This window comes from Ruegeria sp. BB10 (genome assembly GCF_056535725.1).
On sequence record NZ_JBQFIW010000003.1, the window covers coordinates 62,575 to 75,998 of the forward strand.

The 13,424-nt window shown below is 56.9% G+C and carries 13 protein-coding genes; 4 read left to right on the forward strand and 9 right to left on the reverse strand.

From position 1 onward, the window contains the following. Positions 1 to 27: 27 nt before the first annotated feature. From ACR3EP_RS20515 to ACR3EP_RS20525, 3 genes are all read right to left on the reverse strand, one after another. A complete protein-coding gene (locus ACR3EP_RS20515) occupies positions 28 to 2,013 on the reverse strand; it encodes a vWA domain-containing protein (protein WP_480639253.1) in 1,986 nt (661 codons plus the stop codon). Next, positions 2,010 to 2,549 (reverse strand): RNA polymerase sigma factor, encoded by a 540-nt coding sequence (locus ACR3EP_RS20520; protein ID WP_170361811.1) that lies wholly within the window; start codon positions 2,547 to 2,549, stop codon positions 2,010 to 2,012. The genes ACR3EP_RS20515 and ACR3EP_RS20520 overlap by 4 nt, the downstream gene beginning before the upstream one ends. Before the next feature lie 62 nt (positions 2,550 to 2,611). After that, positions 2,612 to 4,192 carry an FMN-binding glutamate synthase family protein gene (locus ACR3EP_RS20525; protein ID WP_170349993.1) on the reverse strand — a complete coding sequence of 527 codons (1,581 nt, stop codon included), beginning with the start codon at positions 4,190 to 4,192 and terminating at the stop codon, positions 2,612 to 2,614. A 197-nt stretch (positions 4,193 to 4,389) separates the two neighbouring features. Between ACR3EP_RS20525 and ACR3EP_RS20530 the strand changes: the two genes are divergently transcribed. Continuing rightward, a complete protein-coding gene (locus ACR3EP_RS20530; RefSeq protein ID WP_480639254.1) occupies positions 4,390 to 4,797 on the forward strand; it encodes a fluoride efflux transporter FluC in 408 nt (135 codons plus the stop codon). Then, positions 4,794 to 5,156 (forward strand): fluoride efflux transporter FluC, encoded by a 363-nt coding sequence (locus tag ACR3EP_RS20535; RefSeq protein ID WP_480639255.1) that lies wholly within the window; start codon positions 4,794 to 4,796, stop codon positions 5,154 to 5,156. The genes ACR3EP_RS20530 and ACR3EP_RS20535 overlap by 4 nt, the downstream gene beginning before the upstream one ends. Here ACR3EP_RS20535 and ACR3EP_RS20540 read toward each other — a convergent pair. Genes ACR3EP_RS20540 through ACR3EP_RS20565 form a run of 6 tightly spaced genes read right to left on the reverse strand, consistent with a single transcriptional unit; the run spans position 5,153 to position 11,562 of the window. Beyond that, positions 5,153 to 6,676: a DHA2 family efflux MFS transporter permease subunit gene (locus ACR3EP_RS20540; protein WP_480639256.1), complete on the reverse strand. Its 1,524-nt coding sequence runs from the start codon at positions 6,674 to 6,676 to the stop codon at positions 5,153 to 5,155. The two genes, ACR3EP_RS20535 and ACR3EP_RS20540, sit on opposite strands and share 4 nt — an antisense overlap. Beyond that, a complete protein-coding gene (locus tag ACR3EP_RS20545; protein ID WP_480639257.1) occupies positions 6,673 to 7,647 on the reverse strand; it encodes an HlyD family secretion protein in 975 nt (324 codons plus the stop codon). Before ACR3EP_RS20545 ends, ACR3EP_RS20540 begins: the two co-directional genes overlap by 4 nt. Before the next feature lie 22 nt (positions 7,648 to 7,669). Next, positions 7,670 to 7,996 carry a cytochrome o ubiquinol oxidase subunit IV gene (locus ACR3EP_RS20550; RefSeq protein ID WP_170376942.1) on the reverse strand — a complete coding sequence of 109 codons (327 nt, stop codon included), beginning with the start codon at positions 7,994 to 7,996 and terminating at the stop codon, positions 7,670 to 7,672. Next, positions 7,989 to 8,621 carry a cytochrome c oxidase subunit 3 gene (locus ACR3EP_RS20555; RefSeq protein WP_170349988.1) on the reverse strand — a complete coding sequence of 211 codons (633 nt, stop codon included), beginning with the start codon at positions 8,619 to 8,621 and terminating at the stop codon, positions 7,989 to 7,991. The genes ACR3EP_RS20550 and ACR3EP_RS20555 overlap by 8 nt, the downstream gene beginning before the upstream one ends. Beyond that, positions 8,618 to 10,702 carry a cbb3-type cytochrome c oxidase subunit I gene (locus tag ACR3EP_RS20560; protein WP_170349987.1) on the reverse strand — a complete coding sequence of 695 codons (2,085 nt, stop codon included), beginning with the start codon at positions 10,700 to 10,702 and terminating at the stop codon, positions 8,618 to 8,620. Before ACR3EP_RS20560 ends, ACR3EP_RS20555 begins: the two co-directional genes overlap by 4 nt. Further along, positions 10,699 to 11,562 carry a cytochrome ubiquinol oxidase subunit II gene (locus ACR3EP_RS20565; RefSeq protein ID WP_480639258.1) on the reverse strand — a complete coding sequence of 288 codons (864 nt, stop codon included), beginning with the start codon at positions 11,560 to 11,562 and terminating at the stop codon, positions 10,699 to 10,701. Before ACR3EP_RS20565 ends, ACR3EP_RS20560 begins: the two co-directional genes overlap by 4 nt. Between ACR3EP_RS20565 and ACR3EP_RS20570 the strand changes: the two genes are divergently transcribed. Together ACR3EP_RS20570 and ACR3EP_RS20575 are read left to right on the forward strand one after the other, a co-directional pair. Continuing rightward, on the forward strand, positions 11,561 to 11,836 hold the full coding sequence (locus tag ACR3EP_RS20570; RefSeq protein ID WP_480639259.1) for a hypothetical protein: 276 nt from the start codon (positions 11,561 to 11,563) through the stop codon (positions 11,834 to 11,836). The genes ACR3EP_RS20565 and ACR3EP_RS20570 overlap by 2 nt on opposite strands. Further along, on the forward strand, positions 11,836 to 13,071 hold the full coding sequence (locus tag ACR3EP_RS20575) for a lytic murein transglycosylase (RefSeq protein WP_480639260.1): 1,236 nt from the start codon (positions 11,836 to 11,838) through the stop codon (positions 13,069 to 13,071). The genes ACR3EP_RS20570 and ACR3EP_RS20575 overlap by 1 nt, the downstream gene beginning before the upstream one ends. The last annotated feature ends 353 nt before the right edge of the window (positions 13,072 to 13,424 follow it).

Genomic DNA, 13,424 nt, shown 5'->3' on the forward strand with positions numbered 1-13,424 from the left:
TTAGGTTTCAGCGCCCGCATACCGGTTTCATTGAGACAATGTCTGGGCCAAACGCATCAATGTGATGGCTTCGGCACGATACCCGAACGGGTCCTCACCCTTTGCCTCATTAGCAAGCGCAATCGCATCCGCATAGGACCACGAGCCTAAATATTCCCCGCCGCGCAGCAACTGCCCAAAGCCCGCAATGGCGTATGAGAATTCCACATCTTCAGTTACGGCCCCCTGCCCCGGCAGGATTGGATGCTGGATCAATTGGCTTTCTGCAACACCAGGGGATTTGTAACGCAGTTTGAAAAACCCTATTTCGTCCGATCCCTCGGACACCGCTTGTTCCGCATAGCGCAAGGGACCATTTCGGATGGCGTCCGACCCCACAGGTGTCACTTCGTAAATCGCAGTCACCGTATGACCGGCCCCGATATCGCCCGCGTCCACCTTATCGTTCGCGAAATCTTCGCGCTGCAAAGCACGGGTTTCATACCCGATCAGACGGTATTCGGCGATCTGCGCCGGGTTGAATTCGACCTGTATTTTGACGTCATTGGCAATCGGAAACAGCACGCCGGTCAGCTGATCGACCAGAACCTTGCGTGCCTCGCTTAATGTATCGATATAGGCCGCCTGCCCGTTCCCATTCTGCGCCAGCGCCTGCATGGTCGCATCGTCCAGATTTCCCCGACCAAAGCCCAGAACGCTTAGAAACGTGCCGCTGTCGCGTTTTTGGGCTATGAAATCTTTCAAAGCGTCCGGGTCCGACAGGCCAACATTGAAATCACCATCCGTGGCCAGGATAACGCGGGTGACCTCGCCATCCTCAACCATGCTTTCCGCCACCTGATAGGCCTGCTGCAACCCGGCCTGCCCGGCGGTCGAACCCCCGGCCTCCAATTGGTCCAGCGCGTTTAGGATTTTGGACCGTTCCGACGCCGCCGTCGGCTCCAGCACTTGCCCGGCGCCGCCCGCGTAAGTGACGATTGACACCTGATCTTCGGGCCGCAATTCCGATAGCATCAGGCGGAAAGATTGTTTCAGCAGCGGCAGTTTGTCGGTATTTTGCATCGAACCCGACGTGTCGATCAGAAACACCAGGTTCAGCGGTGGGCGATCTTCGATTTGCGGAAGCGCACCCTGAATGCCGATATGGACCAGCTGCGTGCCTTCGTTCCAGGGTGTTGGGGTCACCGAAATCGAAGGCCGGAACGGCACATCACTTTCGGGCGCGGGATAGCTGTAGGGGAAGTAATTCACCATCTCTTCAACCCGCACCGCATCTTTCGGCGGCAACTGACCGCGCATCAAAGAGGATCGGACAATCGAATATGAGGACGTGTCGACATCAATCGAGAAGGTCGACACGGGATCTTCGGCAGTGACCTTCAATGGATTGGTGTCGGCGTTGGCAAAATCTTCGGTATTTTGTTCGGGTGCCAGAACAACAACGCGTTGGTCCGGCGACGGCACCAAGGGTTGGGTATCTCCAACTAATCCCGAACTGGAATAGCTCTCACTTGTCACACCCAGGCCACCGGTTTGTATTTTACTCGATGCATTGGGACGCGATCGAGGCGCGATCGAGTCCTCCATCACAACAGGCGCTTCGACCACGGGTTCTGAAACCGCGCTGTCGGGAACGGCGAAAGACAATTCACTGTCTTGATCCGCCTCTTCTGTTTTGGTCCGGGATTCAAAGCGTTCATCGTTCGGTAGTGGGGATGGATTCAACATGTAATCCCGCGTCTGTGGCAGGATCACCACCAAGGCCACTGCGGCGATTGCAGTTGTTGCGGTCAATGCGCCGCGATGCGTCAGGACATTCGACATGGACTTCGCTCCTTCTGTCAGGCGGGCTATTGGGCCTCGCTTGACAGTCGGACGCGCGCCAGACTGCAATCCTTGGGCGCGGGCGAAACTTTTCTGCGCCTGCTGCAGATTTTCCACCCGACGCTGCGCATCCGGCGCGGGGGTGGCGGCATTCATCAAGGTTTTGAAATCTTCAAGATCGTCTGTCATTGAGCCAGCTCCTCTTGCCGCAGGGCGCGCAGGCGTTTGCGGATATCCGACATGCGCCAAGACACTGTGCCCTCAGACACGCCCAGTACCTGTGCCGCCTGGGCATGAGTCATTTCATCCTCAAGCGTCAGGGCCAAGGTGTCCTGCAATTCTTGCGGTAAGGCGCGCATGGCCCGTTGTAGCCAGTCGACGGCTTCGGCGGTTTCCGCCGCTTCCGCCCGGCGCATCTGCTCGACATCGCCCCACCCGACCGCAGCACGGCTGTGACTGGCTTGCCGACGGCGCGCATCTTCGGCGGCGTTGACGACAACACGATACAGCCAAGTGGTGAATTTGGCCTGCGCCCGAAACCCAACAATCTTGGTTGGTAAGGCGGCGCAGATATCCTGTGTCAAATCTTCGGCCTGATCACCGCGCCCACTCAACCGAAAAGCCAGACGAAAAATCCGGTCGTAATGGCGCGCAAGAAGGGCAGCGAACGCATCCGCGTCCCCCTTTGCGGCAGCTTTGGCCAGATCCTCATCCGAAGTTGTCATACGCATCACGATGAGTAAGACGGACCAGAAAGGTCAATCCTTGGCGGCGGGTCGAAAAAAACTTAAAAATGACTTGCCGATGCCATTTTCCAATCCGCAGCAAAGGCTTCGGGGGGCGTATCGGTCAGCAAGGCGCCTTCATCAATAAAAGTGTACATTTCGGCATAGGACCGCTCGTGTTCATCCGCGTTACGACAGCGGATATCGCTTGGATGCAGGTCAGAGACTTTTTCTTTACCCATAGCTCCCAAAAGCTCTCGAAAGCTTTCCAGCGTGGCGTCATGAAAGCGCTGCACCCGAACGCGTTTTTGCGGCACGTTCACTGCCCGTCCCCGGACCGGGTCTTGTGTGGCGACACCCGAAGGGCAGCGGTTCGTATTGCAATGCAACGCCTGTATGCAGCCAACCGCAAACATCATCGCCCGCGCCGCGTTGCACATATCAGCCCCAAGCGCAAATTTCTCGACCATGTCATAGCCCGTGGCCACCTTGCCCGAGCAGATGATCCGCATCTTGTCGCGCAAACCAGCGCCACGCAGGCAGTTGTTAACAAAGATCAACGCCTCGTTCAGGGGCACGCCGAGGCGGTTGGTGAATTCAACCGGAGCCGCCCCGGTGCCCCCTTCGGCACCGTCAATGGTAATAAAGTCGGGCAAAATTCCAGTTTCCAACATCGCCTTGCAGATCGCCATAAACTCGGAAGGACGTCCAATGCACAGCTTGAAACCGACGGGTTTTCCGCCTGACAATTCACGCAGGTGCTGAACGAAATGCATCAAACCCGTCGGGCCTTCAAAAGCCGAATGGATGGGAGGAGATATGACATCCTGATGCTCGGGTACGTGGCGGATTTCGGCGATTTCCTTATCCACCTTAGCCGCAGGCAGAACCCCGCCATGGGATGGTTTCGCGCCCTGCGACAGTTTGATTTCAATCGCCTTGACCACATCTTTTTGGGCTTTTTCAGCGAATTTATCCTTATCGAACGTTCCTTCGAGCGTACGGCATCCAAAATAACCCGTACCGATCTGCCAGATGATATCACCGCCCTCGGCCAGATGGTGCGGAGACAACCCACCCTCACCCGTGTTATGCGCAAACCCCCCATCCTTGGCACCGCCATTTAACGCCCGGATCGCATTGGCGCTGAGTGCGCCGAAACTCATGGCGGATACGTTCAGACGCGAGGCATTATAGGGTTTGGTACACTGGGGTCCGCCCAGCATGACCCGTTCCTCACTTTCGGCCACCTCTTTGGGTGCAAGTGAATGGTTTGCCCGGTGATACCCTACGGTCATGATGTCGAATTGTGTGCCAAAAGCCTGTGTATCCATCTGCCCCTTGGCGCGCGAATAGACCAGGCTGCGGATAATACGGTTATAGGGGCGCCCGCTTTCGTTGGTCTCAACAAAGTATTGGCGGATTTCCGGGCTGACAAATTCCAGCATGTACCGGAAATGCCCCAGAACCGGATAATTGTTCAGAACGTTATGCTTTGTGGTCAGCATGTCATACAGGCCTACCACTGCGTAGGGGATCAGCAGGACCAGTAACCAATGCGCCGGTGGCCAGTACAGCCCCCACAACACAGTCAGCGGCAAACACACGTAGCTGAGGAAGTAATAGAGTTGACGTACAATCATTTTGCGCTCTCCCAAGGTGTTGCCAAACCGGCTAATGGCAAGCGTGGATCAATTCGGTTTTTGATTGCAAGCGTTTGAACCAAACATCACGCGATCAGGTTAGATTACGAAACAGGCAGAATACAGAGCCACTGTTGATCCCCCTTGCCCCAATAGGTATGCCAAAACAAAGGTGAAATTGGGCAGGAATCCAGGCCGTGACACAGACCCGACCCGCCGTCCGGACCACGGCCATCACGTTTGCTGCCGTTTTCGTAGGGGGCGCTGCGGGGTCGTTGCTGCGCGAGGCGCTCTCGGCCCAGATCCCCGGCGCTCCGATTCTGACGGCCACGTTTGGGATCAATATTGTGGCCTGTTTCATACTCGGTTGGCTTTATGCAGTGCGGTATCGCGTGCATGCGCATGTATTGCATCTAGGCGCCGTCGGGTTTTGCGGTGGTCTGTCTACGTTTTCCTCATTTGTGGCTGAGCTGGAGCGTATGGCGGCAACGCATCTTTGGGGCGCTATTTCGGCTGCTGGTCTGGAAATAGCGGTTGGCCTCGCGGCAGCCGTTCTGGGTGAGGCTATCGGACGGCGTCTCCCAGGGCAGAGGCCAGCAAAATGACTGAGCTGTACCTGCACGCCATGTTCGGGCTGGGCGGCGGTCTGGGCGCAGTGCTGCGCCATTGGGTCGCCCTGCGGGTTCGCCACGACCTGCCGTTTGCAACGCTGATTGTGAATATTCTGGGCAGCCTGCTTCTGGGTCTGTGGATCGGTTACCTGGGTGGGTCGGTTGATTTGGGCGAGGAAGAAAGACGGCTGGTTTTCGGGTTTTGTGGTGGGTTTACCACTTTCTCAAGCTTTGCTTATCAGTCGCTGGAGTTGCGGCGGCAACGCACGATTGCGCTGGCGGCGGGGAATATTCTACTTAGCCTGATCTTGTGTTGGCTTGCCTTGTTGCTGGGATTGTTCCTGACACACTAGTGCGCGGGAACAGCAGACTGTGTGCCTGGCTTAGGGGCGCGGCAGAAAAACAGCAAAGGAATCGTCGCCAGGGCCAGCAAACCCAGGTTATTGAAAACGGTCAGATATGAAATCAGTTCAGCCTGCTGGCTGATCGCTTGCCCCAGTATGGCAGCGCCTTGCGCACTGTCGGGCGTCAGGCCAAGCGGTTGCAGATAAGCCTGAGCAGCCGGGTTGTAGGGGGTCACATTCTGGCCAAGCACAGCGGTATTCGTCTGCAACCCGCGCACCACCCAAGTACCAACAAGCGAAATTCCAACCGACGAGCCCAACTGACGGGTTACGTTGAACAATCCAGACGCTTCGTCCTGCCGGGTTTTCGAAATACTCTCGAACGCCAGAATCGACATGGGCACAAAGACCAACCCCATACCCAGACCGCTGACGGCACCCGGCCAGGCCAGCTCCCAAAACCCCGCATTCATATTTAGCGCGCCCATCATTAAGTTGCTTACCGCCGTCAACGCCATGCCCAGCCCGGCCAGAATACGCGGATCAAAACGATGCACCAGTACAGCGCCAGTAACCACCATGGACAGACCCGCCGTAATACCCCGCGGAATGAACAAATGGCCTGAGGCGATGACCGGATAGTCCAGCAGGTTCTGCACAAAAGTTGGCAGGATCGCGATGCCTCCAAATAGCGAGATCGCAAACCCTGCGATGACCAGATTGCACAGGGCAAAATTCCGGTCCGCGAAAAGGCGTAGATCAACGACGGGGCGCTTCGAGCTGAGCGCATGAACAACAAACCCCAACGCGCCCAGAACCGACGCGATCAGCGCCACCTGTATCACACGAGAGGTCAACCAATCCTTGGTTTCCCCCTGATCCAGTATGTATTGCAGGCACCCAATGCCGATGGCCAGCAAGGCCAAACCGATCCAGTCGATCTTGACCTCTTCGGTTTCATCATCCGGCAGCTCTCCGGCCAGCAACAGCAGGGCCATGGCCGCCACCGGCAGGTTTACGAAAAACACCATTCGCCACGAGAAATACTCGGTCAGGGTGGCCCCGACTGTCGGCCCCAAGACGGGGGCAACCACGACGCCCAGACCAAAAACAGCCATCGCCTGCCCGCGTTTTTCGCGGGGATAGGCATCAAACAGGATGGATTGCGACAACGGGATTAGGAACGCACCGAACATGCCCTGCGCCAGTCGGAAGAAGACGATTGTCTCAAGGCTCCACGACAAGCCGCACATGACGGACATAGCGGTAAAGCCCGTGATGGCGGTCAGGATCAGCCGCCGCCGTCCGACCCGGCGGGCAACAAACCCGGTCAGCGGCATGACCACGACAGCCGAGACGATATAGCTGGTCAATATCCACGTTGCCTGATCGGTCGTGGCCCCGAAAGCGGCCTGAACATGCGGTAGTGCTACATTGACAATGGTGCTGTCCAACACCTCGAGTATAGCGCTGAGAACAACGGCGATCACAATCACCGGATTGACGCGGCTGGCCGCCGATCCCGTCATTTTTCTGCCTGATCGACGGTCGTGTCCACAGTCACTTTGCTGCTGCCACCCACACGCAGGGGCACATCGGTCGGATCAAGTTCAACGCGCACCGCAAAGCGGCGGGTGACCTTGACCCAATTGCCGCTGGCATTCTCGGACGGTAAAAGCGAGAAAGTATCCCCCGAGCCGCGCCCGATCGAGGCGACCTTGCCCGTCAGCGTCACACCCGGCAGCATGTCGATCTGAACCGTAACCGGTTGGCCCGGACGAATGCGCGGCAGAGCGGTTTCCTTGAAATTCGCATCCACCCACCAGTCCGAAGACTCGACAATCGAAAACTGCGGCGCATTGGCGGCCACCGCTGAACCTGGCCGCAAGGTCAGGTTAGCAATCCAACCATCCGCCGCTGCATAGACCTTGGTCCAATCCAAATCCGCTTTTGCAATCTCAAGCTGCGCGCGTGCAGAAAGGACGTTGTCCTGCTTTGCGGCCACACTGCTTTGCAGAGCCAACAGCGCAGCCTGGCTGGCGGTCAGCCGGGCCGAGGCCTGCGCGAATTCCGTCGTCGCCTGATCCAGCGTGACCTGCGCCACGTCCCCGTCCGAGTATAACGCCTTGTTGCGTTCAAAATTACTTTTGGCCGTATCAAAGGCCGACTGAGCGGAATTTACAGCCGCTTCAGCTGCCGAAATCTGGGTGGAAATGGTTTGAACCTGTTGCATGGCGCTGTCCAGATCGGCCCGTGCTTGATCGACGGATGCCTTGAATTGCGTTTCGTCAATGGTGAACAGCAGATCCCCTGCCTTAATCGGCTGATTTTCCGTGATCGGAACCTCGGCCACTTGCCCGGTAACTTGTGCTGCCACGTTGATGATATTCGCACCAACATACGCATCATTCGTTGAAGGGTAACGCTCTTCATGACGCCAAAACAGGAACAGTCCTGCACCGATAGCAATAAGCATGGCTGCAACGGCAAGGGCTTTCATAGGTCAGGCCTCAAACAATTGGCTACATCGGATAGGTGTGCATTCGCACCGCCAGATTGCCCATGATCCAGACAGTTCCAAGGATGATGATCAATAGCACCAGCGTGGAGAAAAGGATCAAATCCAGGTCTTCCCGGCTGCTGCGGCGGCGATCAATATGCAGGAAATAGACCAGTTGTACGATCAATTGCGCCAACCCCAATAACGCGATTGAAAGGTAAACCCCTTTGGTCTCGATGCCGTATTTATAGGCTATCGCGAACACCGCCCCTGTCAGCAAAAGCGAGCCACCATAGCCAATTATGTAGCGCCGACGCTCGCGCCGGTGCATCTCGCTGCGCTTATCCATAGGTCAGCCCTCCGAAATAAACGATGGTGATAATCCCGATCCAGATCAGGTCGAGAAAGTGCCAAAACAATGCCAACCGAACCACGCGCGACATCAGCAGATCGGTCAAGCCAAACAGGCGCAGCTGAATGCCCAACACGATCAACCACAAGCACCCAGCAGCCACGTGCAACCCATGCAGCGGCACCAGACCGTAGAAGGCCGATAGAAACCCGCTGCGTTGAGGGACACCGCCTTTTTCGGTCATCGCCACGAAATCGCGGATTTCCAGCACCAGAAAGCTGAGACCCAATACCAGCGTCACGCAGAACCAGAACACGATCCGCCATCTGGGCAGGTTGTATTTCAGCGCCAGCATTGCCAGCCCCACGGTAAGGCTGCTGGTCAAAAGGATTATCGTCTGGGCAAAGATGCTTCTCAGATCGAACAGCTCGTGCGGACCGGGCCCGCCAGCCTGTGCATCGATCATGGTGATGTAAATGGCGAACATCAGGCCGAAATAGACCAGATCGCTCATCAGAAAGACCCAGAATCCAAAAGTGACAACCTCGGCGGCCTGGTCCGCGCTTGCATGCCGCCGGCCGAGGTTCAGCCCCGGATAGCTGTGCGTCGGTGCGCGTTTCATGTCACTGCCTCCAGGTCAGGGCGGGCAAGGCCGCGATTTTCCGGAGCGATTTCATGATCGCGATCCACCGGTGCAGAGCTGCGCACCAAATCAAGCCAGGCTTCGTGTTGTTTGCGAACCTCCTCGGCGGGGATGACCTCTTCGGTGTCCAGCCTGAAGGTCCACAGGATGAAGGACAGCAACATCAACGCTGTTACCAGTGCGGCCAGCCACCAGATCCACCAGACCAATGCGAACATCCAGACTCCGCTGAGTACACACAGGATGAACCCGATCCCAGTGTTGCGCGGCATCGAGATATCTTCGTACTCATCAGGTGTCGGATAGGCCTCACCCCGTTCCTTTGCGGCGGCAAAGTTATCCCGATCCGTCACCTGCGGGATGACGGCAAAATTGTAGGGCGGCGGCGGCGACGGGATCGACCATTCCAGCGTGCGCGCATCCCACGGATCGCCGACTGGTACGCGGGTGTTTTCCCGGTCGCGGATACTGACCCACAATTGCATAACCACCGCCAACAGCGCCGACAAGATCACCAGCGCGCCGATGACGGCGATGATCATATAGGGGTGGAAACTGGGGTCTTCCCAACTGAACGACCGGCGCGGCATCCCCATGAGGCCAACGAAATAAAGCGGCAAGAAAGTCAGCATGAACCCAACCGTCCACAATACCACTGTGATGCGCCCCCAACGCTCGTTCAGCCGGAACCCAAAAGCTTTGGGGAACCAGTAATTGTATCCGGCCAGCAGGCCGAACAGTACGCCCGGCAACAGAACATTGTGGAAATGCGCCACAAGGAACAGAGTGTTATGCACCTGATAATCGACCGTCGGGTTGGCAAGGATCACACCCGACAAGCCACCAATCACAAACAACATCAGAAAGGACAGACCGTACAGCATCGGCACCGAAAACCTGATTCGGCCACGATACAAAGTCGCCATCCAGTCATAGACCTTCACCCCGGTTGGAATGGCGATCAGCATGGTAGCGATGCCGAACACAGCATTGATCAGCGCGCTTTGGCCCATAGTAAAGAAATGGTGCAGCCAGACCGTAAAGGACAGCACCGCGATGCACATTGTGGCAATCACTAGCGAGTTGTACCCGTAAAGCCGTTTGGCCGAGAATGTGGCGAAAACCTCGGAATAGATACCATAGGCGGGCAGAACCAGCAGATAGACCTCGGGGTGGCCGAACAGCCAGAACAGGTTGGCATAGTTCATCATGTTGCCGCCAAGGTCGTTGGTGAAAAAATGGAAATCCAGATACCGATCCGCCGCCAGCATCAGTGCGGCCACGCCGAGCGGCGGCATGGCAAAGATGATCAGGATCGAGCTGCTGATGATTGTCCAGCAATACATTGGCAGCCGCATGAACTTCATCCCCGGCGCCCGCAGCTTATAGATCGTGACTGCAAAGTTGATCCCCGTCAGCGTGGTACCGATGCCTGAGACAACAATGGCCCATATCCAGTAATCCGGCCCCACGCCGGGATTAAAGGCAGCACCGGTATAGGGCGGATAGGCTGTCCACCCGCCGGTCGAGAAATTGCCAACCACCAGCGACACCATCAGCATCATGCCCGCCGAGACGGTCAGGCCCAGACTGATCTGGTTCATTACCGGAAAGGCCACATCCCGCGCACCGATCATCAGTGGAATAAGGTAATTCGCGAGCCCGAAGACAAAGGGCACGGCGACAAAGAACACCATGATCGTGCCATGGGTGCTGAACAACTCGGCGAAATGTTCGGCCTCAAGGAACCCGTCACCGGGGCCTGCAGCCTGTTGGGCGCGCATGACCACGCCCTCAAGCACGCCACGCGCCAGCATGACGATGGCAAAGACGATGTACATAATGCCGATTTTCTTATGATCTGCGCTGGTCAGCCAGTCGCGCCACAAAGGCCCCCACAGGCGGAACCATGTCAGTGATCCGACCACGACAATGACGCCTACAATCACAACGGCCGCCGCCGCGTTGGCCACAATTTCGTTTGCGTTAGGGTTTTGGATCAGACCCGTGATCGGGAAGGCATCCCAGTTCAGACGGCCAAAGAATCCTGTTTCGGTCATTGCGCGCCCTCTTGCCCGTATTCAGCGGTTCCCGGTTGTTGATCGCGTGGCAACGGTTGCCCACCGTGATAGCGGTGCAAAATGGACTGGAACAGATCACCGTCCTCCAGCGTAAAATAGAGCGCATTGAGTGGCATCAATGAGGTCCCCAATGCTGCCTGTACCTCATCCCGATCCGTGCGCATGGCCAGCGTTCTGTACGTGTCTTCGGTCATAGGGATCCCCTGGGTGCGAACACTTTCAACCCAGGCATTGAAGTCTTCGGCCTGCATCGCCTGAGTCAGAAACTTCTGCTTGGTAAAACCCCGCCCATTATACTGCGTGTTTTCGCCCTGCATCGTCTCAGGCGTATCGGCGACCAGATGCAGCTGAGTTGTCATCCCCGGCATCGCGTAGATCTGCCCCGCCAGGGCAGGGATCATAAAGGATTGCATCACCGTATCCGTCGTCAGCGTCATCGCCACTTGCTGTTTGACAGGAATGCCGAACTCTCCAACGGTGGCGATACCAAGATCGGGGTAAATGAACAGCCATTTCCAATCGAGGCCAACAACCTGCACGTTCAGCGCGGGTGTTTCACCGAACGGAGCGGCGTAAGGGTCCAGCCGGTGGGTGGCTTTCCACAGGTAAAACGAAAGCAGCGCCACGATCACGACCGGTACGCCCCACATGGCAAATTCCAGCTTGCCCGAGAAATCCCATTTGGGCCGGTACTCTGCCGCGCTGCCCTTGCGCCGCCGGTACCGCAAGGCGATCAGCGGCACCAATACTAAAACCGGCAATACGGCGATCATGATCAGAACAGTCGCCCGCAGCAGGTGGGTTTTCTGAACCGCCGCAATAGGGCCTTGCGGGTCCATGAAGCTGTTGCTTGCCCACGCCATCTGTGCCGAGGTCACAACAACCGCGATCACCAATGCCATTGCTGAAGGTTTGAGTAAGGCCACGCCTGATAGTCCTCTTAAGCCTTCGTTTCGGCCAACTATCGGCAGAGTCACAGATTTTCTCAAGGTTTTTTCCAAAACCGTCGATTGTTTCACGCCCTGCCTGAACAACCACAGCATTAGGATCGTGCAAATCGCCTTCGATGATGCGGTTGACTTGGCATCGCAGCCGGGTGAGACATTTTGGTGATGCGTTGGATTATTCTCGCCCTCAGCCTTTGGTGCCTTTCGACAAGTGCAAACGCACAGGATCGTGCGGCGGTCGAACGCCAGTTTCAGGCGTGGCTGCAGGATACAGTCTGGCCGCGTGCCAAGGCCCAAGGTGTTTCACGCGCAACCATGCAGCGGGCCTTTGGTGGGGTAACGCTCAACTGGAAGTTGCCCGATCTGGTGCCGCCGGGCAGTTCTGCTCAGACACCCAAACAGCAAAAACAGGCTGAATTTGGATCACCTGGCCGATACTTCAATGCCGGTTCCGTTCAGGGTGCAACTGCTACAGGGCGGCAGATGGCGCGGCGTCACGCCAAGACCCTGGCGCGGGTCGAGGCGGAAACCGGGGTTCCCGGACGGATCATCCTGGCCATTTGGGGCCGGGAAAGCGGGTATGGCCAAGTACCCATCCGCCACGATGCCTTTCAGGTGTTGGGGACAAAAGGGTTCATGAGTACCCGGGCCGCGTATTTCACCGACGAGTTGATCGCCGCACTGCAAATTGCCGAGGCCGGCCACGCCCCAACGGGCACGTTGAAAAGCAGCTGGGCGGGCGCGTTGGGTCAACCGCAATTCATGCCTTCGAACTTCCTAACCTTTGCCGCGGATGGAAATGGCGACGGGCGGTCCGACATCTGGGGCTCGGCCGAAGATACAATCGCCTCCATCGGGCATTTCCTGTCGCAACATGGCTGGGTCACCGGACGCGACTGGGGGTTCGAGGTCACGGTTCCAACCCAGATAACCTGTGCGTTGGAAGGACCGGATCAGGGTCGACCTATTCAGGACTGGGCTGCCATGGGGATCACCCGCGTATCTGGCAAGCCATTTCCACCACACGAACTGCCGGGTGAGGGGTTTCTGATGATGCCAGCTGGACGCAAGGGACCCGCCTTTATCGTCACGCCGAATTTCTACGTTCTCAAGGATTACAACAAAAGCGATCTCTACGCTCTGTTCGTGGGCCATGTCGGAGACCGCATTCAGTATGGCGTTGGGGACTTCAAAGCCCGCTGGGGCAAGGTTGATACCTTGTACCGGTCAGATATCGCAGCCATGCAACGGGCGTTGGAAAACCAGGGCCATGATGTCGGCGGTGCGGATGGATTGCCGGGGTTCAAGACTCGCCGCTCGATTGGGCGCTGGCAACAAGTGACTGGACGCAGCCCGACCTGCTTCCCAGAAACCAGCATGAAATCCGCTCTAGCGCAGTAGCGATTCGCTGCAAATTTGATGTGATTCGAGCTTCCTTGACGTCAAGTTTGCGGGGCGACCTTCACAAAAATGTCAAGAAACGATGAAGTTTCATTATTAAATTTCCCAACCTACGTCCATTTCGTTCACGATCCACCTGTAGTTGCTTAAATTGTGGGCGCCATCTTTATCCCGATTTGAAATAATGCCACCTTCACCGGCAGTGAAAGGCGACTTTCGCAAACACGTTCCCGACTGCAAACCGAAAGACTGCGACGCGGTGTTCCTTGCGATCTAAAAAAGCAAAATTCGAACCCGTCTTGGTCTTGTTCAGGGTCGGACAAACAAGGTGGCCTGTACCCATCCTGAAAGGA